At 51.3% G+C, this 24,057-nt stretch carries 24 protein-coding genes; 2 read left to right on the forward strand and 22 right to left on the reverse strand.

Annotated elements, in window-relative coordinates; genetic code table 11:
* Positions 1-99 precede the first annotated feature (99 nt).
* A complete protein-coding gene (gene tatE, locus CWS43_RS04490; RefSeq protein WP_095921144.1) occupies positions 100-303 on the forward strand; it encodes a twin-arginine translocase subunit TatE in 204 nt (67 codons plus the stop codon).
* A 132-nt stretch (positions 304-435) separates the two neighbouring features.
* Here the strand turns inward: tatE and lipA are convergent, their stop codons facing one another.
* The 14 genes from lipA to leuS all read right to left on the reverse strand — a co-directional run bounded on the left by lipA (position 436) and on the right by leuS (position 15,458).
* A complete protein-coding gene (gene lipA, locus CWS43_RS04495) occupies positions 436-1,401 on the reverse strand; it encodes a lipoyl synthase (RefSeq protein ID WP_101075651.1) in 966 nt (321 codons plus the stop codon).
* 305 nt (positions 1,402-1,706) lie between these two features.
* Entirely contained in the window at positions 1,707-2,645 is a 939-nt protein-coding gene (locus CWS43_RS04500) for a YbeF family transcriptional regulator (protein ID WP_101075652.1), read from the reverse strand.
* A 152-nt stretch (positions 2,646-2,797) separates the two neighbouring features.
* Positions 2,798-3,481: a lipoyl(octanoyl) transferase LipB gene (lipB, locus tag CWS43_RS04505; protein WP_101075654.1), complete on the reverse strand. Its 684-nt coding sequence runs from the start codon at positions 3,479-3,481 to the stop codon at positions 2,798-2,800.
* 72 nt (positions 3,482-3,553) lie between these two features.
* Positions 3,554-3,817 (reverse strand): DUF493 family protein YbeD, encoded by a 264-nt coding sequence (ybeD, locus tag CWS43_RS04510; protein WP_101075657.1) that lies wholly within the window; start codon positions 3,815-3,817, stop codon positions 3,554-3,556.
* A gap of 113 nt (positions 3,818-3,930) precedes the next feature.
* Positions 3,931-5,139 (reverse strand): D-alanyl-D-alanine carboxypeptidase DacA, encoded by a 1,209-nt coding sequence (dacA, locus tag CWS43_RS04515; RefSeq protein WP_101075658.1) that lies wholly within the window; start codon positions 5,137-5,139, stop codon positions 3,931-3,933.
* Positions 5,140-5,278: 139 nt separating this feature from the next.
* On the reverse strand, positions 5,279-6,424 hold the full coding sequence (gene rlpA / locus CWS43_RS04520) for an endolytic peptidoglycan transglycosylase RlpA (RefSeq protein WP_101075660.1): 1,146 nt from the start codon (positions 6,422-6,424) through the stop codon (positions 5,279-5,281).
* 9 nt (positions 6,425-6,433) lie between these two features.
* On the reverse strand, positions 6,434-7,546 hold the full coding sequence (gene mrdB / locus CWS43_RS04525; RefSeq protein ID WP_101075662.1) for a peptidoglycan glycosyltransferase MrdB: 1,113 nt from the start codon (positions 7,544-7,546) through the stop codon (positions 6,434-6,436).
* A 6-nt stretch (positions 7,547-7,552) separates the two neighbouring features.
* Positions 7,553-9,457, reverse strand: a complete 1,905-nt coding sequence (mrdA, locus tag CWS43_RS04530; RefSeq protein ID WP_101075664.1) for a peptidoglycan DD-transpeptidase MrdA — start codon at positions 9,455-9,457, stop codon at positions 7,553-7,555.
* A gap of 38 nt (positions 9,458-9,495) precedes the next feature.
* A complete protein-coding gene (gene rlmH, locus CWS43_RS04535; RefSeq protein WP_013576495.1) occupies positions 9,496-9,966 on the reverse strand; it encodes a 23S rRNA (pseudouridine(1915)-N(3))-methyltransferase RlmH in 471 nt (156 codons plus the stop codon).
* 3 nt (positions 9,967-9,969) lie between these two features.
* The gene (rsfS, locus tag CWS43_RS04540; protein WP_101075665.1) at positions 9,970-10,287 is read right to left on the reverse strand and encodes a ribosome silencing factor; all 318 of its coding nucleotides are present in this window, start codon (positions 10,285-10,287) and stop codon (positions 9,970-9,972) included.
* A 206-nt stretch (positions 10,288-10,493) separates the two neighbouring features.
* Positions 10,494-11,162 carry a nicotinate-nucleotide adenylyltransferase gene (nadD, locus tag CWS43_RS04545; RefSeq protein ID WP_101075807.1) on the reverse strand — a complete coding sequence of 223 codons (669 nt, stop codon included), beginning with the start codon at positions 11,160-11,162 and terminating at the stop codon, positions 10,494-10,496.
* A gap of 23 nt (positions 11,163-11,185) precedes the next feature.
* Complete coding sequence (gene holA, locus CWS43_RS04550; protein WP_101075667.1) at positions 11,186-12,226, reverse strand: DNA polymerase III subunit delta; 1,041 nt, start codon at positions 12,224-12,226, stop codon at positions 11,186-11,188.
* Positions 12,223-12,861: an LPS assembly lipoprotein LptE gene (gene lptE / locus CWS43_RS04555; protein ID WP_101075669.1), complete on the reverse strand. Its 639-nt coding sequence runs from the start codon at positions 12,859-12,861 to the stop codon at positions 12,223-12,225. Before lptE ends, holA begins: the two co-directional genes overlap by 4 nt.
* A 14-nt stretch (positions 12,862-12,875) precedes the next feature.
* On the reverse strand, positions 12,876-15,458 hold the full coding sequence (leuS, locus tag CWS43_RS04560; RefSeq protein WP_101075671.1) for a leucine--tRNA ligase: 2,583 nt from the start codon (positions 15,456-15,458) through the stop codon (positions 12,876-12,878).
* A gap of 268 nt (positions 15,459-15,726) precedes the next feature.
* Here leuS and CWS43_RS04565 point away from each other — a divergent pair, with 268 nt between their 5' ends.
* Positions 15,727-16,224: a zinc ribbon-containing protein gene (locus CWS43_RS04565; protein ID WP_101075673.1), complete on the forward strand. Its 498-nt coding sequence runs from the start codon at positions 15,727-15,729 to the stop codon at positions 16,222-16,224.
* Between the two features lie 52 nt (positions 16,225-16,276).
* Here CWS43_RS04565 and CWS43_RS04570 read toward each other — a convergent pair whose 3' ends face one another.
* The 8 genes from CWS43_RS04570 to CWS43_RS04605 form a co-directional block, all read right to left on the reverse strand.
* Positions 16,277-17,002 (reverse strand): amino acid ABC transporter ATP-binding protein, encoded by a 726-nt coding sequence (locus CWS43_RS04570; protein WP_101075675.1) that lies wholly within the window; start codon positions 17,000-17,002, stop codon positions 16,277-16,279.
* A complete protein-coding gene (gltK, locus tag CWS43_RS04575; RefSeq protein ID WP_101075677.1) occupies positions 16,999-17,676 on the reverse strand; it encodes a glutamate/aspartate ABC transporter permease GltK in 678 nt (225 codons plus the stop codon). The genes CWS43_RS04570 and gltK overlap by 4 nt, the downstream gene beginning before the upstream one ends.
* Positions 17,677-17,678: 2 nt before the next feature.
* Entirely contained in the window at positions 17,679-18,419 is a 741-nt protein-coding gene (locus CWS43_RS04580) for an amino acid ABC transporter permease (RefSeq protein ID WP_101075679.1), read from the reverse strand.
* A 190-nt stretch (positions 18,420-18,609) separates the two neighbouring features.
* The gene (locus CWS43_RS04585; protein WP_101075681.1) at positions 18,610-19,506 is read right to left on the reverse strand and encodes an amino acid ABC transporter substrate-binding protein; all 897 of its coding nucleotides are present in this window, start codon (positions 19,504-19,506) and stop codon (positions 18,610-18,612) included.
* Between the two features lie 437 nt (positions 19,507-19,943).
* Complete coding sequence (lnt, locus tag CWS43_RS04590) at positions 19,944-21,473, reverse strand: apolipoprotein N-acyltransferase (protein WP_101075683.1); 1,530 nt, start codon at positions 21,471-21,473, stop codon at positions 19,944-19,946.
* Positions 21,474-21,480: 7 nt separating this feature from the next.
* Positions 21,481-22,359 (reverse strand): CNNM family magnesium/cobalt transport protein CorC, encoded by an 879-nt coding sequence (corC, locus tag CWS43_RS04595; protein WP_101075684.1) that lies wholly within the window; start codon positions 22,357-22,359, stop codon positions 21,481-21,483.
* A 100-nt stretch (positions 22,360-22,459) separates the two neighbouring features.
* Positions 22,460-22,933, reverse strand: a complete 474-nt coding sequence (gene ybeY / locus CWS43_RS04600; RefSeq protein ID WP_101075686.1) for an rRNA maturation RNase YbeY — start codon at positions 22,931-22,933, stop codon at positions 22,460-22,462.
* Positions 22,930-24,006: a PhoH family protein gene (locus tag CWS43_RS04605; protein WP_101075688.1), complete on the reverse strand. Its 1,077-nt coding sequence runs from the start codon at positions 24,004-24,006 to the stop codon at positions 22,930-22,932. The genes ybeY and CWS43_RS04605 overlap by 4 nt, the downstream gene beginning before the upstream one ends.
* Between the last annotated feature and the right edge of the window lie 51 nt (positions 24,007-24,057).

The raw sequence follows: 24,057 nt of genomic DNA on the forward strand, positions 1-24,057 counted from the left end.
TTCTGTTACATTTTCGGGTTGTATTAACGTCGCGAATGGCCGTTAATAACGGCAAATTGCCACTGCTGTTTTCCAGCACTCAGTGTAAAGAAGGTATGTATGGAAGGTTTAAGTATTACTAAATTGTTGGTGGTCGGCGTGCTGATCGTTCTGTTGTTCGGTACCAGCAAACTGCGTTCTCTGGGCGGTGACCTGGGTGCTGCACTGCGTGGCTTCAAGAAAGCCATGAACGATGACCCTGCCCCCGCTGAAAAAACGACAGCCGAAGAAAAACCGGCTGAACGCGTCGAGCACAAAGACTGAGTTATCGTACGAAAGTCTTTTCTGTGCCTCCCCGATGTAAAAAAGGTTGTTCTTGCGAACAACCTTTTTTTGCCTGTAAGCATGAAGAAGTAACAAAATATTAAACGCAGCGCTTGTGCGCTGCGCCGGCTATTATTTGACTTCCAGCCCTTTGGCTTGCAGATCTGCATGATAAGAAGAACGCACAAACGGGCCGCAGGCGGCGTGCGTGAAGCCCATTTCCATCGCCGCTTCTTTCATCTGATCGAACTCTTCCGGGCTGACATAACGTTGCACTGGCAGGTGATGGCGGCTTGGCTGCAAGTACTGGCCGAGTGTCAGCATCGTGACACCGTGGCGGCGCAAATCACGCATCACTTCAATGATTTCTTCGTTAGTTTCACCCAAACCGACCATCAGACCTGATTTTGTCGGGATTTCGGGATGTGCTTCTTTGAAGCGCTGCAGCAACGTCAGTGACCACTCGTAGTTAGCGCCCGGACGAACCTGGCGGTAAACACGCGGCACGTTTTCCAGATTGTGGTTAAACACATCCGGCGGGCTGGCATTGAGGATATCCAGCGCGCGATCCATGCGTCCACGGAAATCTGGAACCAGCGTCTCGATTTTGATGGTCGGATTTTTAGCGCGGATCGCCGTGATACAGTCGGCAAAGTGCTGCGCACCACCGTCACGTAAATCATCACGGTCAACCGAGGTGATGACGACATAACGTAATCCCATATCCGCGATGGTTTGTGCCAGTTTTTCCGGCTCATTGGCATCCGGCGCGGTCGGGCGACCGTGTGCCACGTCGCAGAACGGGCAGCGGCGGGTACAAATGGCGCCAAGGATCATGAAGGTCGCTGTGCCGTGGTTAAAGCACTCTGAAAGGTTCGGGCATGCGGCTTCTTCACAAACGGAGTGAAGGCCATTCTTACGAAGTGCGGATTTAATGCCCTGAATTTTTGTTGAGTCAGCAGGCAACTTGATTTTCATCCATGCCGGCTTACGTAACATTTCCTGCCGGTCACTGACCACGGTTTTCACCGGGATTAACGCCATCTTATCTGCATCGCGGTATTTGACGCCGCGTTCCATCTGAATCGGTTTACTCATAATCTTGCAGCTTCCAGGTTCGTCTCTTGTAACTCGAGTTTTTTCAGGACATTCAATGAACTGGCTGATTCATCAAAAAAAGTAGAAATAATGCGGAAATTATATCATCGAAGCATCCTCACGTTCAGCCCTTCGTCATGGCTGGAAGTGCTAAATGCTGCAATTTTTTAACCTTAAATAAGAATTACTCTCGAAAACGTAAAGGTGAAATGAGATTAATTTATTGAAAATAATGGGGAATGCTATTTCCTGCGGGCATGGTCTGTGCGGTGTTAATGGTGTGTAAATATTTTTAGAGTCAGCGCCTATTTATCCGAAGAGGCTTCCTGGTGGGCAAAAGCCTGGCCGATCGCGGTGATAATCATACTCAGCGTCTTATCATCCTTCACCGTTTTGTTGTAATACATGATGATGTCGTAGCCCAGCGGGGGAATTTCACATTCCAGGATTTGAACCGGAAATGTCTCTTTGAAAAGCTCGACCATTTTTTCCGGCAAAATGCCCACTAAATCAGTACTGGCCACCATGGAGAGAATATTGATGGCATTGTAACTGGTAAACACGACAGGCCGCTCGGGGAGTGATTCGCTGAGCTCGAAGTGCATCCTTTTGAGATCACTGGCATTGGTCATTATCGCTGTTTGTGGCATCACCTGCGCCTGCTCCGCAGAGAGTGTTTTATCCAGCACCGGATGGTTTTTGCTGCAAACGAAAACCGTGTTATCCGACATCAGCTTTATGCCTTTGAGTGATTTGTTGAATAACGGGCTGATATCGATCACCAGGTCTGCACGATGCTGAATAAGGGTATCTTCAGGGTCATTCAGTGGCAGGTGTTTCAGTGTGTAGTTGTTGTTAATCTTCTTCAGTTCTTTGAGGATCAGCGGAAAAGTAATCAGGGCGACAAAGGGATAACAACTGACCGTCAGAACGCGTGATTTATCGTTATCGTGCGTGAAGTCCAGGCCGGTCAGAATGGCGTTAAGCCCCTGGCTGATATGATTGTGCAGATTTGTGGCATAAGTTGTCGGGCTTATTCCCTGACCATTGCGGATAAAAAGCGGATCCGGAAATGTATTACGTAGCTTTTGAATGGACTGGCTCACCGAGGACGGTGTCAGTTTCAGTGCTTTCGCCGCATTGACGATGCCTTTATGCAAGTACACGGCTTCAAAAACGGTGAGTAAATTGAGGTCGAGTTTGTGAAGCTTATTCAGGCTGGCGCTAATATTTTTATTATCCATATAACATTCCTGACAGTGATAGAACTGTCCCGGCAGATGTTTGCCGGGGAGTGCGCTTATCCGTAAGCGATGAACTGCCGGGAAGCCAGTTGACGATACTAAAACAGAATTAAGTGTAAATGCGTTTATTTATCAATTAACTGGAAGCAAAATCACAGAGGGGATGTGGCATATTGTTCAAGTTGCCACGGGAGATAGTCAACCTGTTGGTAATCCAGGCGATGATTGAACGATTTCACCAGCACGGGCATGACCTGATCGACGGTTAGCCCCGGTTTCTCCCGGCTGGCCTGTGTCATTTCCAGACCGGCATATCCGCACGGATTAATACGGTGGAAGGGCTCCAGATCCATATCGATATTCAATGCCAGACCGTGCAGGGAGCACCCTTTACGGATACGTAACCCCAGCGAACAAATCTTTTTTCCATCGACATAAACGCCGGGCGCATCAGCTCGCGGATAGGCATCGATAGAAAAGTGCGCCAGCGTATCTACTACGGTTTGTTCGATAGCCGTGACTAACTGACGGACGCCCAGTTTTTTCCGCTTTAAATCGACCATCACGTACATCACCTGCTGGCCCGGTCCGTGATACGTGACCTGACCGCCGCGATCGCTCTGAATAACCGGAATATCGCCGGGCATTAAAACGTGCTCTGCCTTTCCTGCCTGACCCTGAGTAAATACGCGCGGATGCTGAACCAGCCAGATTTCGTCCAGTGAGTCGGCGTTCCGGTGCTCAGTGAAATGGTGCATGGCCAGAGAGACAGGCTCATACGGCTGAAGGCCAAGCTGGCGCAGTACGATACGTTCTTGCGGATTATGTGATTGCACGGCAGTTATCGTCAGTAGGAGGAGGGAAAACGCGCGACAGAGTTTCTCTCGCGCGGGCCGGTCAGAAAGGGCTTACAGCACCATGCGGACAATTTCGATATTACCCAACTCAGAATACAGAGTTTCGACCTGATCGATGTGGGTGGCGGTGATCGTAATTGAAACGGAGTGGTAATTCCCTTTACTGCTCGGTTTTACCTGAGGATTGTAGTCGCCAGGCGCATGGCGTTGCACGACTTCCACAACCTGGTCTACCAGCTCGGGTTGTGCCAGGCCCATTACTTTGTAGGTAAAGGAGCAAGGGAATTCGAGCAGTTCGTTCAGTTTGGTTTTCATGTGCACTCCAGCGTATTAAGTATTATCTCTGAAAGTATAACTCCCGCCGTAGCGGGAGCCATAATCTATACCGATTATATGGGGATTGTTGCAAACTTTTTCAAGCGGGCAACTTAGCCAAACCAGTGGTGGAACATCAGCTTGATATAATCGACGATACGACCGAAGAAACCGCCTTCTTTCACTTCGTTCATCACCACAAGAGGGCGTTCATCAATCGTTTTACCATCAAGCTGGAAATTGATGGAGCCAACAACCTGATTTTTCTGCAATGGTGCGTGCAGCTCTGGCGTGTTCAGCACGTAGCTGGCTTTCAAATCTTTCATGCGGCCACGCGGGATAGTCAGATAAGCATCTTTCTCAACGCCCAGCGCAACGCGATCGGTATCACCAAACCAGACTGGCTCCGAGGCGAACTCTTTTCCGGCCTTCAGCGGAGAAACGGTTTCGAAGAAACGGAAGCCCCAGGTCAGCAGTTTTTTACTTTCAACTTCACGGCCTTTATAAGTATGGCCGCCCATCACGGCAGAAATCAGGCGCATCTGGCCTTCAGTTGCGGATGCCACCAGGTTATAACCGGCGGAATCGGTATGGCCGGTTTTGATGCCGTCAACGTTCAGGCTGTTATCCCATAGCAAACCGTTACGGTTCATCTGGCGGATATTGTTGAACGTGAACTCTTTTTCTTTATAGGTAGCGTACTCTTCCGGCACGTCGCGGATCAGCGCCTGGCCAATCAATGCCATGTCGCGCGCAGAGCTGTACTGACCGGCAGCATCCAGACCATGAACGGTACCGAAATGGGTGTTTTTCAGGCCCAGCGCGTTCACGTAGTTGTTCATGATGGCAACGAACGCATCCTGACTTCCGGCTACGTGGTCGGCCATCGCGACGCAAGCGTCGTTACCTGATTGCAGGATAATCCCGCGGTTAAGTTCAGAAACCGGCACGCGATCGCCGGGTTTAAGGAACATCAGCGATGAACCTTTGAACACCGGATTACCGGTTGCCCATGCGTCCGGGCCGACGGTAACGATATCAGTCGGGGAAATTTTGCCGGCTTTGATAGACTGACCGATGACATAGCTGGTCATCATTTTTGTCAGGCTGGCAGGGTCACGGCGCGCATCGGCATTCATTTCTGCCAGAACTTTGCCGGAGTTGTAGTCGATCAGGACGTAGGCTTCTGCATCAATTTGCGGAACGCCAGGGATCATTGTTTTTAGATTAACATCGTCGGCATAGGCGGACGCTGCACTGAAAGTGATTACGGTGCCAAATGCGAGGCTTTTGACTAAACGTGAAGTATTTACAAGTTTCATGATCGGGACAACAACATCCGTGGGAGTAAGTGATAAACGTGCGCCACTATAGCAGAAGAGTCATAAGTCAGACATCTTCGATTACCGGCGCTTACTGACTTTTACTTATAAGAACGGGGCCGGAGCCCCGTATTTTAGATTACATACTGGCGGTGACAAAAGACTGCTGCTGGGCTTCACTGGCCAGTCGCTGTTGCAACTGAACGGCCTGCTGGCGGGTACTGAACGGCCCGAGCTGGACGCGGTAAGTACTGCCATTAGCCTGAACTTTTCCCGGAACAGAGAAGCGCTGGCTGAGGCTTTTTTGCCACAGTTGGGCGTTTTGGGCATTGCTGAGTGCACCGACCTGAACCATAAAGCCAGAGGATGGAATTGCGGCGGTATGCGCGGGTGCTGCGGCAACCGGTGCCGCAGAGGCGATAACCGGTGCTGCGCTGGCTGCCACCACCGGGGTTGCCGGTGCGCTGCCTTCAAGTACGCCTGCGCGCAATGGCGTAGGAGCACTCAGAAAACCGCCGCCGCTGTTGCCTGACATCGTTGTAGCAGCAGGCACATTTCCGTTGCTGTTATCTTCATCGTTGGTCAGCGGTGCTGCGTTCGGATTACTCAGCGTACTGTTGCTGATCGGGCGCACGTCAGAGGTGTTCACCGGTTGAGTAGAAAGCGTCGGGGTCCCCAGCTCACTGGCACCGAGACTTGGACGCGATGGCAGAGCATAAGATTGTTTCGCGACGGTCGTACCGATAGTACCTGGCCCGGAAAGTGTTCCATCAGGTGCAACGTTGATAAAATCAATGCGTACTTTCGTACTATTCGTCAGGTTTAAACGATCCGCAGCGGCCTGAGATAAGTCAATGATTTTACCCGGCACATACGGGCCACGATCATTAACACGAACAACCAGCATACGGCCAGTGGCCATGTTGGTGACGCGAACATAACTTGGTATCGGCAATGTTGGATGTGCGGCCGTCATGGCGGTCGGGTCGAATTCCTCGCCAGTCGCCGTGGTATTTCTACCATTTTCCTGCCCGTACCAGGCAGCCTGACCAACCTGAGAGAAGTTAGAAGGGTCTTTGACTATTTTATAGGTTTTACCATTAACGGTATAATCCTGCATTGTGCCCTGGTTATAAGGTTCGTAACGCGGATCGGCCCCGCCGATTTCCACCACCGGGCCGTTGTAGGCTTGCTGCGGTGCCGGTTGTTGTTGCTGAGTATCGTCAGTGGCGCAACCACTTAACAGCAAACCGATAATGACAGCTCCAAGCCACTCCTTACGCATTGCTCACCTCTATAAATTCTTCGACAACATTTTCCGATGAGTATGTATCGACATGACGATACCAAACCCTGCCATTAGCACGATGAGTGCTGACCCGCCATAGCTGACCAGAGGCAAAGGTACCCCAACTACCGGGACAATGCCACTGACCATACCGATGTTAACAAACACATAAACGAACAGAATCAACATCAATCCGCCGGACATCACACGGCCAAAAGTTGTTTGTGCGTTGGCTGCAATGACCAGGCCACGCATGATGAGACATAAGTACAGCCCAAGCAGCACCAATACGCCAATCAGTCCCAGCTCTTCTGCCAGGACGGCAAAGATAAAGTCGGTATGTCGCTCTGGCAGGAATTCAAGCTGGGATTGGGTGCCATGCAACCAGCCCTTGCCGGAAAGCCCGCCTGAGCCGATAGCAATTTTTGACTGAATAATATGGTAACCGGCCCCGAGCGGGTCGCTTTCCGGATCAAGTAGCATCATGACGCGATCCCGCTGATACCCATGCATCAGGAAAAACCACAGAATAGGGATAAAGGCGGCAACCAGAATCGCCGCGACCGCAATCAGTTTCCAGCTCATGCCCGAAAGGAACAAGACGAATAAGCCGGATGCGGCGATGAGAATCGACGTCCCGAGGTCAGGCTGCGCAGCAACCAGCAGGGTAGGGATGAAAATCAGCGCCAGCGCAATGGCCGTATTTTTCAGAGACGGCGGGCAAACGTCGCGGTTGATAAAACGGGCGACCATCAGCGGAACGGCAATTTTCGCCAGCTCCGAAGGCTGGAATTTGATGATCCCTAAATCCAGCCACCGCTGCGCACCTTTACTGATACTGCCGAATGCATCGACCAGTACCAACAGAAAGACACAAAATATATACAGATAGGGCGCCCAGCTTTCATAAACACGGGGGGGAATTTGTGCCATCACCAGCATGATCACCAGACCCATCAGGATCTGGCCGATTTTGCGTTCCATCATGCCCATGTCCTGACCGCTGGCACTCCACATCACGAAAGCACTGTACGTCAGCAGTGCAAGCACAATAAGCAGCATCGTCAGGTCGATATGCATTTTCGACCACAATGATCTTTTTTGTTGGTTCTCAGTCATTGCTGGTTAATCACCTTCGGTTCCAGGCGGCGCAGGCGCGTCGGCCGGTAATTGTGTCGTGTTATCGCCCAATAAAATATGGTCGAGTATCTGGCGCGAAATTGTCCCAACCGCCGGGCCTGCTCCGCCGTTTTCCAGTACGACCGCAACGGCCACCGTCGGTTTGTCGAACGGCGCAAAAGAGGTCATCAGCTTGTGGTCACGCAGATGCTCAGCAATCTTATGTGCATTATAGATTTCATTGGCTTTCAAACCGTAAACTTGTGCTGTACCTGATTTGGCTGCGGCTCTGTAAGGCGCATCAGCAAAGTATTTGCGGGCGGTACCGTTCGGACGGTTAGCTACGCCGTACATCCCGTCTTTGGCAACTTCCCAATAACCGGAATGAACATCCCCAATTTGGGTGGTTTCCTGCTGTTTATACGGCACCTGCTGCCCGTCAACTTTAGTACTTAGTAACAAATGCGGCGTTTTGACGTTGCCGTCATTAATCAGTGTGGTCATAGCTTTCATGATTTGCACCGGGGTTGCGGTCCAGTAACCCTGGCCGATACCCACCGGAATGGTATCACCCTGATACCAGGGCTTTTTAAAACGCTTAAATTTCCAGTCGCGGTTTGGCATGTTGCCGCTGCGTTCTTCCGACAAATCAATGCCGCTGTACTGGCCGTAACCGAATTTTCCCATCCATTCAGAAAGCCTGTCGATGCCCATATCATAGGCAACCTGATAGAAGAAGGTATCAGCAGACTCTTCCAGTGATTTTGTGACATTCAGGCGTCCATGGCCCCAGTGCTTCCAGTCACGATAGCGCTTGTCTGAACCGGGTAATTGCCACCAGCCAGGGTCAAACAGTGACGTGTTTCTGGTGATCACACCCGAAGTGAGGGCCGAAACGGCAATGTAGGGTTTCACCGTTGAGGCCGGTGGATAAACGCCCTGCGTTGTCCGGTTGATCAAAGGCTTGTTCGGATCGTTAAGCAGCGTGCTGTAATCTTTGCTGGAGATACCATCAACAAACAGATTGGGATCGTAGCTCGGATTAGAAACCAGTGCCCGGATAGCGCCGTCCCGCGGATCAGTGACCACTACCGCAGCACGGCTACCGGTCAGTAATTCTTCAATGTATTGCTGCAAAGGCAGGTCAATCGTCAGATAGATATCTTTGCCTGCCTGAGGAGGTTCTTCATGAAGCTGGCGGATCACACGTCCACGGTTATTGACTTCGACTTCTTCGTAGCCGGTTTTACCGTGGAGCGTATCTTCGTAATAGCGTTCAATGCCCAGCTTACCGATGTCGTGGGTGGCTGCGTAGTTGGCCAGAATACCGTCTTTATCCAGACGTTCCACATCACGGTCGTTAATTTTTGAGACATAACCGATAACGTGCGTCAGGGCGGAACCATAAGGATAATAGCGCCGCTGATAGCCTTTGACTTCAACGCCGGGGAAGTGGAACTGGTTCACAGAAAAGCGCGCGACCTGGACTTCCGTCAGCGCTGTTTTGACCGCTATAGAGGTAAAGCGCCGTGAGCGCTGACGTTCTTTTTTGAAGTTATCGATATCTTCAGGCGTGAGGTCGACGATAGGTTTGAGGCCTTCAAGCGTAGCCTGCAGATTATCGACTTTTTCCGGCACCAGTTCGAGCTGATAAATAGTACGATTTAACGCCAGCGGGGTTCCGTTGCGGTCATAGATAATGCCACGGCTTGGTGCAATAGGGACCAGCTTGATGCGGTTATCGTTGGAACGGGTCTGATAATCCTGAAAGCGAACAATTTGCAGGTTATACAAATTGAAAGCCAGGATACCGCTAAGTAGCAGAATGCCGATGAACGCCACCAGTGCACGGCGCACAAAGAGGGCTGATTCAGCCGTATAGTCGCGAAAAGGGTTACGATCTATTTTCATCCCACTACTTAATTCATGTTGCTGACATTCACCACCCGTTATTCGCGGTGGTATGGATGATTAGTGGTAATACTCCAGGCGCGGTAAAGACTTTCCGCGACCAGAACCCGAACCAGCGGGTGAGGAAGTGTCAACGGAGAGAGCGACCAGCTCTGTTCCGCTGCGGCTTTACAGGCCGGAGCCAACCCTTCCGGACCGCCGATTAACAGGCTGACATTTCGTCCGTCCTGCTTCCAGCGTTCCAGTTGTTGTGCCAGTTGCGGGGTTTCCCACGGCGTGCCTGGGATATCCAGGGTCACAATGCGATTTCCCTTACCGACGGCGGCCAGCATCTGTTCGCCTTCTTTTTCAAGAATGCGTTTGATATCTGCGTTCTTACCCCGTTTCCCCGCCGGAACTTCAGTCAGTTCAAACGGCATATCTTTCGGAAAACGGTGCAGGTAATCGTTAAAACCGGTTTGCACCCAGTCAGGCATTTTTGTGCCGACGGCGACAAGTTGCAGTTTCACGCATTAACCCCAGAGTTTCTCAAGCTCATAAAGCTGACGGCTTTCTTCCTGCATGACGTGGACGATGACTTCGCCCAGATCGACTACGACCCAGTCTGCTTCGTTAATGCCTTTTACGCCCATGGCGTCCATACCGGCCGCTTTCACTTCTTCAACCAGATGTCCTGCGATAGCCACAACGTGGCGGCTTGATGTACCGGTACAAATAACCATGCAGTCAGTGATACTGGATTTACCTTTAACATCAATGGCGATGATGTCTTGTGCTTTCAGGTCGTCGACTTTATCGACAACAAAATCTTGGAGCGCTTTACCTTGCAAAGGTTCCCCCTGGGGATATTTGAAACAATTGACCTCATGAGCGGTTCGCCGGTATGACACCGGAGCGATGAACATTCTCATGATGGATAAACATAGCGGTTGTCTGGAAAATAGCTTAAAGCGTTTAACAATCAATACATTGTACTGGTTTATGACGCAGCGTTATCAAGAGCCGAAATTAAGCGGCGCAGTATAGCACGCGTTGGCTACTCGCGGTATAAGCCCTGTGATTCTATGTAGCGCTCAACGGCGTAAGGTAATAAATCTGAACAATCAAGACCCGCATGGCGGCGCTCACGGATTTCAGTTGCTGAGATATCCAGCAGCGGCGTATTGACCTGATAAATAAATCCCGCAGGGTTTTGTTTAAGTTGCTGAGCATCCGTGGCCCGATGGATGTCATACCAACTCTGTAGCGCCGGTGTGTCGAGTTGCTCCTGATATCCCGGACGTGCCATCACCACCAGATGGCATACATTCAGCAGCGACTCCCAGCGGTGCCACCTATGCAGCGTCAGCAACGAATCCTGACCGATGATAAACGCCAGCGGGCAATGTTCGCCATGCTCTTTACGTAACGTTTCAAGCGTCTCGATCGTATAAGACGGCGTATCAACACAAAGCTCCCGGGGATCAACCGAAAACAGCGGGTTTCCTGCCACAGCAAGTTCCACCATATGCAGGCGTTGCTGAGGATTGGCTTCAGGCTGCGGGCGGTGAGGAGGAACATTATTAGGCAGCAGGATCACCTGATCAAACCCGGCATGTTGCGCCAGGCTGGCGACAGGTTTCAGATGACCATAATGGATAGGATCAAAAGTCCCGCCAAAAAAAGCCAGCAGTTTTTCCGGGCTGGCAGAAGAATGAGGGGGCATGAGTGGCATAGCGGTGTCCTGCTTCAATACAAGTCCGAACCTGCGAAACTGGTCGGTAGTGGTTTTCCACACAATAACATTGAGAGGCTTTCCAGCTCAGACCAGACGGATTGGCCGTAATCCTGCTTCAGCGTAATTTCCATTTGCGTCAGCATACGAACTGCCTGGGATAGTTGCCCAAGAGACAGCCGTTGGAGGGCTTGTGTCACCAGCGTCCGCCTGTTTTGCCATACTTTTTGCTGGTCAAATAGCGTGCGTAATGGTGTCGAGTCCATTTTGCGCTTCAGATTAAGCAGCATCAGAAGTTCGCGTTGCACCGTTCTCAGCAGAATAACCGGCTCGCTGTCTTCCTGCTGGAGCTGACGTAAAATATGCCATGCGCGTTTGCTTTTTCCGGCAAGCAGGGCATCCAGCCAGTGATAAGGTGTGAAATGTGCGGCATCGTTGACGGCTTCTTCAACGCGCGGGAGCGTGAGTTTGCCATCCGGATAGAGCAGGGAAAGCCGCTCAAGAGATTGCGCTAAAGCCAGCAGATTACCTTCGTAGCAATAGCATAAAAGCTGATTAGCGGGCTCGTCGAGTTCAAGCGACAACGCTTTGGCACGTCGTGTGACCCAGCGTGGTAACTGAGCCTGTTCGGGGGTCTGGCAACTGACAAACACGCCTTTATCGCTCAGCGCCTTAAACCATGCGCTGTTTTCCTGCCCTTTGGTCAGTTTCGTTCCGCGTAGCACCAGTAAAATGTCGTCATGCAACAAAGTGGTCAGCTTAAGTAACTGTTCCGACATCGGAGCCGTTGGGCCATTTTCGGGTAAAATAAGCGTCAGGGTCTGGCGGCTGGCAAAGAGGCTGAGCGCCCTGCAGATACTGAAAATCGACTCCCATTCGGTATGAAGGTCAAGAACGTATGTGTAGTGTTCCTGAAAATCAGCCCGTTGAGCCGCTTTGCGGATACTGTCCTGGCTTTCCTGCAAAAGCAGGGGGTCGTTTCCACACAGCACATAACAAGCGCGCAGCCCCTCATGGAGCTGCGCGTCGAGTTGCTCCGGATAAACTCGGATCATTGTGGGGAAATGCTGGCCGGTGCCACTGTCGTTGTTGAAACGGCAGAGGCATCAGACGACTTGCTGGCCGATGAACCCGTAGAAATGACCTCTATCTGGCGTCCGCCGACGTCGTCAGCTTTATGCAGTTCTGATGCATGGACCGTCAGCAGTTTACGAATTAACTGCTGTGCAGCCTGCTGTCGCATCTCTTCCACAATAATGTCCTGCTCGTTATCTTTAGCCAGCGCCGTTAACGGGTTGTCAAAGAAGGAGCGGAACACTTTCACATGGATCGGATAGAGATCTTTACCCGGCATCAGGACCGTTGCATTGACGTCCATCTGCATCTGATATTCAGCCGTTTTACCGTCCTGGAAGATTGATGCAGTACTTCTGCCCGTTGATTCAGCACCGATACGCAGGGACGGAACATCCTTGCGTTGCTGAGTCGTCGGATCATCAATAATCGTCACGTTACTAAGGCGAAGCTGAGTACGGATATCACGCGTTAGCGGACCATAGGGATCTCCACTGTCCAGAACGATGGTTCTCAGCTCGTCCGGAACGTTGGTTTTCCCACGTAAATGGAATCCACAACCTGCTGTAACCATGACTGCTGCGCTCAGCAGCAGTGTCATTATGGGATGTCGCACAGATCCTCCTTGACTCAACCTACTACCAGGTTAAGCAGTTTGCCCGGGACATAGATTACTTTGCGAACCGTAACCCCATCCAGATATTTCGCGACCAAATGTTCTTCTGCCGCGCGCTCGCGCACTTGCTGCTCGGTAGCATCAGCGGCAACGGTGATTTTAGCACGTACTTTACCATTCACCTGTACAACGACCAGCTTGGAATCTTCAACCATAGCCTGTTCGTCAGCCTGTGGCCATGGTGCGGTATCCACGTCACCTTCTCCGTTCAGCGACTGCCAGAGGCTGAAGCAAACGTGCGGGGTAAACGGATAAAGCATGCGGACAACGGCCAGCAGAGCTTCCTGCAGCAGTGCGCGATCCTGTTCAGTTTCCTGAGGAGCACGGCCCAGCTTGTTCATCAATTCCATCACAGCGGCAATGGCGGTGTTGAAGGTCTGACGACGGCCAATATCATCGGTGACTTTAGCGATGGTTTTGTGCAGGTCGCGGCGCAGGTCTTTTTGCGTTTCGTTCAGTGAAGCCGCATCCAGAGCAACGGTTACGCCTTTTTCTGAGTGCTCGAACGCCAGTTTCCAGACACGTTTCAGGAAGCGGTTTGCCCCTTCAACGCCGGATTCCTGCCATTCCAGCGTCATTTCTGCCGGAGAAGCGAACATCATGAACAGACGTACGGTATCGGCGCCGTATTTATCTACCATGACCTGCGGGTCGATGCCGTTGTTTTTAGACTTGGACATCTTGCTCATGCCGGCATATACCAGCTCACGGCCCTGCGGGTCGGTAGCTTTAGTAATACGGCCTTTTTCGTCACGCTCGACGGTGGCATCAGCCGGGGAAACCCAGACGCGCTCGCCGCCGCTGCCGGTGTAGTAGAACGCATCAGCCAGAACCATGCCCTGACAAAGCAGGCGCTTAGCCGGTTCGTCAGAATCGACCAGGCCCGCATCACGCATCAGTTTATGGAAGAAGCGGAAATACATCAGGTGCATGATAGCGTGTTCGATACCGCCAACATACTGATCAACCGGCAGCCAGTAGTTAGCCGCAGCCGGGTCCAGCATGCCTTCGTCATACTGCGGGCAGGTGTAACGCGCGTAGTACCAGGAAGATTCCATGAAGGTATCAAAGGTGTCGGTTTCACGCAGGCCCGGAATGCCATTGACGGTGGTTTTTGCCCACTCAGGATCAGCTTTAATCGGGCTGGTGATGCCGTCCATAACAACGTCTTCCGGCAGAATAACCGGCAGCTGATCTTCTGGTGTCGGGACAACGGTACCGTCTTCCAGTGTGATCATCGGGATTGGCGCACCCCAGTAACGCTGACGGGAAACACCCCAGTCGCGCAGACGATAGTTAACTTTGCGCTGGCCCACGCCCTGGGCGACCAGTTTGTCGGCAATCGCATTGAAGCCGTCTTCGTGATTCAGGCCATCGAACTCACCAGAATTAAACAGCGTGCCTTTTTCGGTCATGGCTTCCGCAGTGACGTCCGGCTGGCTGCCATCCAGATTCAGGATAACGGGCTTAATTTGCAGGTTATATTTGGTCGCAAATTCCCAGTCGCGCTGGTCGTGCCCGGGAACGGCCATAACAGCGCCTGTACCGTATTCCATCAGGACAAAGTTGGCTGCCCAGATCGGCAGTTTTTCGCCCGACAGCGGATGAACCGCATACAGGCCCGTTGCCATGCCTTTTTTCTCCATGGTTGCCATTTCTGCTTCGGCAACTTTGGTATTACGGCATTCGTCGATGAAATCGTTCAGGGCTGGATTATTGATGGCTCCCTGCTGTGCCAGCGGATGGCCGGCGGCAACGGCCACATAGGTCGCGCCCAGGAAAGTATCAGGACGGGTGGTGTAAACCGTGACTTTTTCGTCGCTGTCTGCCACGTCGAAAGTGATTTCCACACCTTCGGAACGGCCAATCCAGTTACGCTGCATGGTCTTAACCTGCTCAGGCCAGCTTTCCAGCGTGTCCAGATCGTTGAGCAGCTGATCGGCGTAATCGGTGATTTTGATAAACCACTGTGGAATTTCTTTACGTTCAACCTTGGTGTCACAACGCCAGCAGCAACCGTCGATAACCTGTTCGTTCGCCAGAACGGTCAGGTCATGCGGGCACCAGTTAACGGCAGAAGTCTTCTTATAAACCAGGCCTTTTTCATAAAGCTTGGTGAAGAACCACTGTTCCCAACGGTAGTAATCCGGTTTGCAGGTCGCGATTTCGCGATCCCAGTCATAGCCGAAGCCCAGCAGTTTCAGCTGGTTCTTCATGTATTCGATGTTTTCGTAAGTCCACGGCGCCGGTGCTGTGTTGTTTTTCACCGCAGCACCTTCGGCTGGCAGGCCGAATGCATCCCAGCCGATAGGCTGCAGGACGTTTTTACCGAGCATGCGCTGATAACGGGAAATCACATCACCGATGGTGTAGTTACGCACGTGTCCCATGTGGAGACGGCCCGACGGATAAGGCAACATGGAGAGACAGTAATATTTCTCCTTGCCAGGCTGTTCGGTAACTTTGAAGGTTTGCTTCTCTTGCCAGTGAAGCTGAACGTGTGACTCGATGTCTTCTGGACGGTATTGCTCTTGCATGGCGGCCGGTGGTCCTGTGAGTGAAAACAGCTACGCCTGTAGCTCAAAAAGTTTTAATCAAAAGATCCGCATAGCATAGCTGATAAGCGGCGGGAGCAACAACACCCAGCGAAGGCTAAAGGGCATTTCTGCCTTCTGCCGGGGCAATATTCACAATCTGCGAGCCTGCATGGGCTAATCTGCGCAACGGATCAGGGATTTACGACTAAAATAAAGACAATATGTACCGGTCGTGCGAACCGTCATGTCAGTTCAAGGAGAAGAGAATATGAGCCATATTACGCAATCTTATCGCCAGTTGGTGACATCGCTGACGGAGCGATTAAAAAATGGGGAACGTGATATCAGCGAACTGGTACGGGAGGCGCACATCAGTTTGCAAAATGAAGGCAAATTGACAGAAATTCAAATTGAGCAGCTCACATCGGCTGTAAGACGGGATTTGCATGAGTTTGCCCGCAGTTACGAAGAAAACCAGAAAGTCGTTGAAGAAGATGATGGTACTGACAGCGTCTTTATGCGCGTGATTAAAGAAAGCCTGTGGAAAGAGCTGGCTGATATGACGGATAAAACCCAACTGGAGTGGAAAGAAGTCTTTAAAGATGTCAGCCACCACGGGATTTATCACAGCGGGGAAGTGGTCGGGCTGGGGAATCTGGTGTGTGAAAATTGTCATTTCCACCTGGCAGTCTATACGCCGGAAATTTTGAGTAAATGTCCGAAATGTGGGAATACAGAGTTTACTCGCCGGCCATTTGAACCGTGATCATTAAAACCCTCAGCACGTAAATCAGATTAGGTGCTGAGGGTATTTTTCATTAGTGCAGGATTTTCGCCAGGAAATCCCGGGCACGATCTGATTCCGGGTTATTGAAGAAATCGTCTTTATTGCGATCTTCCACAATCTTCCCTTCATCCATGAAAATCACGCGGTTCGCCACTTTACGGGCAAAGCCCATTTCGTGGGTGACCACCATCATTGTCATGCCTTCGTTTGCCAGCTCAACCATAACGTCCAGCACTTCGTTGATCATCTCCGGATCAAGGGCTGAGGTCGGTTCGTCGAACAGCATGGCGATAGGATCCATACACAATGCGCGGGCGATAGCGACACGCTGCTGCTGTCCGCCGGAAAGCTGGCCGGGGAATTTGTTGGCGTGAGCGGATAAGCCCACACGTTCCAGCAGTTTCAGGCCTTTTTCTTTCGAGGCTGCTTTATCACGTTTGAGCACTTTCACCTGCGCAAGCGTCAGGTTATCGATGATCGACAAATGCGGGAACAGTTCGAAATGCTGGAACACCATGCCCACCTTCGCGCGCAGTTGCGCAAGGTTGGTTTTCTTATCATTAACCGCCGTACCGTTAACTGATATTTCGCCTTTCTGAATGGGCTCCAGCCCGTTAACGGTTTTGATCAGCGTTGATTTACCTGACCCGGAAGGCCCGCAAACTACCACAACTTCACCTTTTTTAACTTCGGTGCTGCAATCGGTGAGCACCTGAAAGTGCCCGTACCATTTAGAAACATTCTTCAGTGAAATCATGAAACGGTCCTTTTCTTCAAATAACGCACCAGCAAGGAAGCGGAAAGGCTGATAACAAAATAAATAAACCCTGCAAACAGCACCATCTCAACCAGCGTACCGTCACGGTCGCCAATATTGGATGCGCTGCGGAAGAAGTCAGCGAGGCCCAGAACATAGACCAGCGAGGTATCCTGGAATAAAACAATCGCCTGCGTCAGTAACAGAGGAACCATCGCGCGGAAGGCCTGTGGCAAAATCACCAACTGCATGGATTGCCATTGGGTCATGCCCAGCGCCAGCGCGGCGGAAGATTGCCCGCGGGCAATACTGATAATCCCTGCACGAATGATTTCGGAATAGTAGGCCGCTTCAAACAAGGCAAACGCGACCATCGCTGAAATCAGACGGATATCCGTTTTAGGGGATAAACCGAGCACTTTTTGCAGGAAGCCGGGCACAATCAGGTAGAACCATAACAGCACCATAACCAGCGGTACGGCGCGAAACAGATTGACGTAAGCCGAGGCAAACCAGCGGACAGGTTTGAATGACGACAGGCGCATCACGGCCAGCAGAGTACCCCAGAGGATACCGACCACAATCGCCAGCGACGTGATTTTCAGGGTGATGATCATACCCTGCCACAAATAAGGCAGGCCGGGGCCGATAGAACTCCAGTCAAATTCATGCATTCTTATTTACCTCCCATGTTGCCCGGCAGGCGGACTTTACGTTCTACAAAATGCATCAGAAGCATGATGACGGCATTGATAAGAACATAGGCAACGGTAATTGCAGTAAATGATTCATACGCATGAGCGGAGTAATCAAGCAACTTGCCGGCTTGTGCAGCCATATCGACCAGACCGATGGTGGAAGCAATGGCCGAGTTTTTCACCAGGTTAACCATTTCGGAGGTCATTGGTGGCACGATCACGCGGTAAGCATTAGGCAGTAGCACATAACGGTAGGTTTGTGGCAGCGTGAGCCCCATTGCCAGCCCTGCATTTCGTTGCCCACGCGGTAGTGACTGGATGGCCGCCCGTACTTGCTCGCATACGCGGGCAGCGGTGAACAAACCGAGACAAACCATTGATGACGTAAAGAACTGGACGTTAGGTGCCAGCCCGGATTTAAACCAGGTGCCAAGGCTTTCCGGAACCAGTTCCGGTACCACCAGATACCAGATAAAGAATTGCACGATCAGCGGCACGTTGCGGAATAGTTCAACGTAACAGGTGCCGATGCCTGAAAGGATGCGGTTGGGAACGGTACGCAGTATCCCGAAGAGTGAACCGACGAAGAACGCGATGATCCAGGCGCAAATCGACAGCGCGACGGTGACCTGAAATCCATTCCAAATCCAGCCCAGATAAGTGGTATTACCGAAGGGGGCTTGTTGCAGAAAAATGCCCCAGTTCCAATCTATTGACATAAAAACTCCGTAAAACGGGCAATGAATTACCCTCTGAGTGATGACGTAATCCGCGTGAAAATCAATAAGGGAATGCGGAGTGGGGAACGACCACCCCGCATCGGGTTTGCATCATCACAGGCTGGTGGGCCAGCCTTGTATTTTAGTTACTTCTCACTTCTCTTTGTCATACCCGTCCGTCTGGTATTTATTACAGCGCTTTATCGTTAGGCGCTTTGAACAGAGCTTTCATGTCGTCGGACAATTCAAAGTTCATGTTCAGGTTTTTCGGAGGAATAGGTTTTTTGAACCATGTTTCAAACCATTTGCCCGCTTCACCGGAGGTTTGCGCTTTCACAATGGTGTCATCAACCAGTTTTTTGAACTCGGTATCGTCTTTGCGCATCATGCAGCCATACGCTTCTTTCGACTGTGGCGTACCCAAGATGACCCAGTCATCCGGTTTCTTAGCTTTAGCACGTTCACCAGCCAGCAGCGCATCATCCATCATGAAGGCAACGGCACGACCCGTTTCCAGCGTACGGAAGGAGTCACCGTGGTCTTTCGCACTGATGATACGCATATCCAATTTCTTCTCTTCGTTCAGCTTGTTCAGCAGTACTTCTGAGGTGGTGCCTGACGTCACAACCACTGTTTTGCCTTTGAGATCAGCAAAGTCTTTGATGTCGGATCCTTTTTTAACCAGCAGACGAGTGCCGATCACGAAGATAGTGTCTGAGAAGGCCGCTTGCTGCTGGCGTTCCAGATTGTTAGTCGTTGAACCGCATTCAAAATCGTACGTACCGTTTTGCAGCAACGGAATACGGTTCTGCGAAGTAATTGGCATCATTTTGACTTGCAGGTTTGGCAGATTCAGCTTTTTCTTGACTGCGTCAACGATAGCGTCGGAATAGTCTTGTGAATAACCCACGACTTTTTGCTCGTTGTTGTAGTAAGAAAAAGGTACGGAGGATTCGCGGTGACCTACAACGATAACACCATTGTCTTTGATTTTTTTCAGGGTGCCGGTCAGTTCTTCTGCGTGAGCAAAGCTGCTTACGGTAACGCTTGCCAACAGTACTGATAACGCCAATTTACGCAATTGCATGTCCAACTCCTTGCTGTCATTAGGGATCCAAACTTAGGGATCAGAAAGTGCTAATGCCTCGTCATATGAAGCTAGAAAATAGCTGAATGTGAATATTATGAAACCACAATGTTTCTTTTTTGAGACGAAGCGCGCACCAAATCGAAGCAAGTAAAAAGCTATGCACCTATAAAGTGCATGAGGAGTAGCTTGTTTGTGCCAAAATGATGCATGACGTCATAAAAAGTAACTAATCAGATATCTTTCAATCAGATGTAGCAAGAGTCGTGCCAGATAGCCTGATTTAACTTCATTGCCGGTCAGATAATCAGCGCTTAATGCCGGGTTTATGACAAACGGCAGCAGGTAAAAGGGGGATGATGCAGAACGGGAAAAGGAGATGCGACAAAACAGTTCAGGCGCCTAAGGCGCCTGATTTAAAGAGAGATTCCGTAAAACTAGTCTTTACGACGGCGCAACCACAGTGCTGCAACCGCCATGATGAGCGTCACTATCCACACCGGCCACCAGCCAAGGCGCGCATACGGCGTCATACCCGTTGTCGGTGTGACCTTCACGTTCAGCACCTGGCGGGTAAATTGTGGAATTTCGTCGGTCACATCACCCTGAGCATTCACCACAGCAGTGATGCCATTGTTGGTGCTGCGCAGCAGCGGGCGGCCTAATTCCAGCGAACGCATACGCGCCATCTGGAAATGTTGCCACGGGCCAATTGAGTGACCGAACCAGGCATCGTTGGAAATGGTCAGCAGGAAGTCGGTGTCGGGCCGCAGGTTATCGCGCACCTGCTCACCAAATACCACTTCATAACAAATGGCGGTGGTCAGATTGAGCCCGCTGACAAACAAAGGCTTCTGCACATAGTCGCCGCTGGTCAGGCCCGACATCGGTAAATCGAAGAACGGTGCGAGTGGGCGCAGCAACGCTTCCAGAGGAACGAACTCCCCAAAAGGCACCAGATGGTGCTTGTTGAAACGGTTGTCATCCGGATAGCGATAAGCCCGTTCACCGCCCAGCACGATGGCGCTGTTATACACCTTCATACCTTCTGCATTGCGACGTGCGTCGATAATCCCGGTGATCAGCTGAGTCCCGTGTGAACGGTAGATATCATCCACCATGCTCAGGAAACTCTGCTGATCGGATTCAATATCTGAAATCGCGGATTCCGGCCAGATGATCATGCTGGATTTACCCAGATTAGGACGGCTGAGATCCAGATACGTTTGCAGTGCGCTTTCCAGCGCCTTCGGATCCCATTTCATGGATTGCGGAATATTGCCCTGAACCAGCGCAACGTCGACAGTTTTTTCCGGTTGTTCCTGATACCAGTGGATATAGCGCAGCGGCCATGGCAGCAACAACATTGCCAGCGCAACAACCCCCGGGGCTTTCCGGCGCTGGTAAATGGCATAAACCAGCAGACCGCTCAGTGAAGTCAGTAACAGCGTAATGCCGTTCACACCAGTGATTGGCGCAAGGCCTTTCAGCGGGCCATTGATCTGGCTGTAACCGAATTCAAGCCACGGAAAGCCGGTCAGTACCCAACCGCGTAGGAATTCGATAATTTGCCACAATGCAGGCGCGGCAATTGCCAGTTTCCACCAAGTGGTTTTTGGCCAGAGTTTGCTGAAAATACCGGCAAACAGCATGGTGTACAGCGACAAATAAGCCGCCAGCAAAATCACCAGGAACAGGTTGATGGCTTCCGGCATGCCGCCAAAGGTGGCGATACTGACGTAAACCCAGTTGACGCCTGTTCCAAACAGGCCAAATCCCCAGCAGAAACCTATCCACGCGGATTGTGCCGGACGGCGATCCAGCGTTAATGCCAGCAGACCGCAGAGTGAGACGATTGCGGCAGGCCAGAAATCATAGGGGGAAAAAGCGAGGGTGCCACAGGCACCGAATAAGAGCGCCAGCAGGGCGCGAACCCGCTGGCGTTGATATAAAGAGGCAATTGCCATGGAGTAATTATTCTTCCAGTATCGGTTGCGGCGCGTCGTCCGGTATTTTTACGTGAACCTGAATAATACGGCGGCTGTCGGCCATCGCAACTTTGAACAGGTAACCGTCAATTTCAATGCTTTCGCCCCGTGCCGGTAAATGGCCGAAGGATTGCATCACCAGGCCGCCAATCGTGTCGACTTCGTCGTCACTGTAATGGGTCTGAAAAACTTCATTAAAATCTTCAATAGGGGCCAGCGCGCGGACGGTGTAGGTATGGCGGCTAAGCTGGCGGATATCCAGATCTTCAGCTTCGTCATACTCATCGTCGATCTCGCCGACAATCAGTTCGAGAATATCTTCGATAGTGACCAGGCCGGATACGCCCCCGAATTCATCGACAACAATCGCCATATGGTAACGCTGGGAGCGGAACTCCTTCAGCATGCGGTCAACACGTTTGCTTTCGGGAACCACCACGGCGGTTCTCAGCACTTTATCAATGCTGAATGGCTCGGACTCTGTGCGCATAAACGGCAGCAGGTCTTTGGCCATCAGGATGCCTTCAATGTGATCCTTATCTTCGCTGATCACCGGGAAGCGTGAGTGTGCGGATTCGATGATGACATCGAGGCACTCTTCCAGCGGCTGATTGCGTTTGAGCGTGATCATCTGAGAACGTGGGATCATGATGTCCCGGACGCGCTGTTCGGCGATATCCATCACGCCTTCCAGCATGTCACGGGTATCGGGGTCGATCAGATCGTTTTGTTCTGAGTCACGGATCAGTTCAACCAAATCGCCACGGTTTTTGGGTTCACCGTGAAAGAGCTGGTTAAGAATAAGGGAAAAGAAGCCCTTCTTGGGACTGGGGCTGTCACTATTTTGTGAATGGTCATCGCTCATGGCGTTTGGTTTGTTTTACTCGTGTTAGTTGAAAATTATAATTAGGTCTTAATCCACAACGCCTGCCGGTAAGCAGGCGCTATGCGATTTAACGCTAATCTCAGTTATCTTCTTTCTCTGAAATATACGGATCCGGATAGCCCAGGCCCTGCATAATTTCAGTTTCAATCGATTCCATCTCTTCGGCTTCTTCGTCAACGATATGGTCATACCCCAGCAAATGCAAACTGCCGTGAATGACCATATGCGCCCAGTGAGCCAGAAGTTCTTTTTCCTGCTCTTTGGCTTCCTTCTCAACGACCTGGCGACAAATAATCAGGTCGCCGAGCAGCGGCATTTCCATGCCAGGAGGTGCTTCGAACGGGAAGGATAACACGTTGGTCGGTTTATCCATGCCACGATAAGTCATGTTTAATTCATGACTTTCCGGGATATCGACCAGACGGATGGTCACTTCCGACTCTTCCTGAAACTGTGGAAGCACAGCTTCCAGCCAGGTCTGGAAGTCATTTTCTGACGGTAAGCCTGCGTTTTCTTCACAAGCGATCTGTAAATCGAGGATTACCGTATTCATTGACTTACCTGCTGGGATGCGTTGTTTTGGTGTTCATGCTTACGCTCTGCGGCAATCGCATCGCGACGTTTCTGGTCTTCTTCTTCCCACGCTTCGTAAGCTACAACAATTCGTGCGACAACAGGATGACGGACAACGTCCTCACTGTGGAAAAAGTTAAAGCTCAGTTCTTCGACAGACGACAGCACTTCAATGGCGTGGCGCAGGCCTGATTTCTGATGGCGCGGCAAGTCGATTTGCGTCACGTCACCGGTAATCACCGCTTTGGAGTTAAAACCAATACGCGTCAGGAACATCTTCATCTGTTCGATGGAGGTGTTCTGGCTTTCATCGAGAATAATAAAGGCGTCATTGAGCGTACGACCGCGCATATACGCCAGCGGAGCCACTTCAATAACGTTACGTTCAATCAGTTTCTCAACTTTCTCAAAGCCCAACATCTCGAACAGCGCGTCATACAGCGGGCGCAGATACGGGTCAACTTTCTGGCTGAGATCGCCCGGCAGGAAGCCCAGTTTTTCACCGGCTTCAACGGCAGGGCGCGTCAGCAGAATACGACGCACTTCCTGACGTTCCAGCGCATCAACGGCGGCAGCCACGGCAAGATACGTTTTCCCCGTCCCGGCAGGGCCGATACCGAAAGTAATGTCGTGGTCCAGAATATTGGCGATGTACTGCGCCTGATTCGGTGTACGCGGTTTGACCATACCACGCTTAGTTTTAATGATGACCGCTTTGCCAAAATCAGGCACGCTTTCAGCCGTTTGCTCAAGCACGCGGCTTTCTTTAATTGCCAGATGGATTTTTTCAGGGTCGATATCCTGAATCTCACCACGCAGCGGCGCGGTATCTACGTACAGGTCGCGCAGAATATCAGCGGCTGCCGCAACCGGCAGGCTCTTTCCAACAAGTTTAAATGCGTTATCACGACGGTTGATTTCAACGCCCAACCGGCGTTCCAGTTGTTTGATATTGTCATCAAACGGCCCGCACAGGCTCAGCAGGCGCTGATTGTCTTCGGGCTCCAGTAAAATCTCTTGTGTTACAACGTTCAAACTTATCCTCTGGGTCACTCTGGACCAGTTTACCCTTCATACTTCGGGGACGTTCTGTGAGACACGCGG

Source organism: Rahnella sp. AA (genome assembly GCF_002834385.1).
Lineage (GTDB): Bacteria > Pseudomonadota > Gammaproteobacteria > Enterobacterales > Enterobacteriaceae > Rahnella.

Bases quoted from the DNA above. Each gene is read 5' to 3' on its own strand.
- tatE (WP_095921144.1), top strand. From the start codon at position 100: ATGGAAGGTTTAAGTATTACTAAATTGTTGGTGGTCGGCGTGCTGATC.
- lipA (WP_101075651.1), bottom strand. From the start codon at position 1,401: ATGAGTAAACCGATTCAGATGGAACGCGGCGTCAAATACCGCGATGCA.
- CWS43_RS04500 (WP_101075652.1), bottom strand. From the start codon at position 2,645: ATGGATAATAAAAATATTAGCGCCAGCCTGAATAAGCTTCACAAACTC.
- ybeD (WP_101075657.1), bottom strand. From the start codon at position 3,817: ATGAAAACCAAACTGAACGAACTGCTCGAATTCCCTTGCTCCTTTACC.
- dacA (WP_101075658.1), bottom strand. From the start codon at position 5,139: ATGAAACTTGTAAATACTTCACGTTTAGTCAAAAGCCTCGCATTTGGC.
- rlpA (WP_101075660.1), bottom strand. From the start codon at position 6,424: ATGCGTAAGGAGTGGCTTGGAGCTGTCATTATCGGTTTGCTGTTAAGT.
- mrdB (WP_101075662.1), bottom strand. From the start codon at position 7,546: ATGACTGAGAACCAACAAAAAAGATCATTGTGGTCGAAAATGCATATC.
- mrdA (WP_101075664.1), bottom strand. From the start codon at position 9,457: ATGAAAATAGATCGTAACCCTTTTCGCGACTATACGGCTGAATCAGCC.
- nadD (WP_101075807.1), bottom strand. From the start codon at position 11,162: ATGCCCCCTCATTCTTCTGCCAGCCCGGAAAAACTGCTGGCTTTTTTT.
- holA (WP_101075667.1), bottom strand. From the start codon at position 12,226: ATGATCCGAGTTTATCCGGAGCAACTCGACGCGCAGCTCCATGAGGGG.
- leuS (WP_101075671.1), bottom strand. From the start codon at position 15,458: ATGCAAGAGCAATACCGTCCAGAAGACATCGAGTCACACGTTCAGCTT.
- CWS43_RS04565 (WP_101075673.1), top strand. From the start codon at position 15,727: ATGAGCCATATTACGCAATCTTATCGCCAGTTGGTGACATCGCTGACG.
- CWS43_RS04570 (WP_101075675.1), bottom strand. From the start codon at position 17,002: ATGATTTCACTGAAGAATGTTTCTAAATGGTACGGGCACTTTCAGGTG.
- gltK (WP_101075677.1), bottom strand. From the start codon at position 17,676: ATGCATGAATTTGACTGGAGTTCTATCGGCCCCGGCCTGCCTTATTTG.
- CWS43_RS04580 (WP_101075679.1), bottom strand. From the start codon at position 18,419: ATGTCAATAGATTGGAACTGGGGCATTTTTCTGCAACAAGCCCCCTTC.
- CWS43_RS04585 (WP_101075681.1), bottom strand. From the start codon at position 19,506: ATGCAATTGCGTAAATTGGCGTTATCAGTACTGTTGGCAAGCGTTACC.
- lnt (WP_101075683.1), bottom strand. From the start codon at position 21,473: ATGGCAATTGCCTCTTTATATCAACGCCAGCGGGTTCGCGCCCTGCTG.
- corC (WP_101075684.1), bottom strand. From the start codon at position 22,359: ATGAGCGATGACCATTCACAAAATAGTGACAGCCCCAGTCCCAAGAAG.
- ybeY (WP_101075686.1), bottom strand. From the start codon at position 22,933: ATGAATACGGTAATCCTCGATTTACAGATCGCTTGTGAAGAAAACGCA.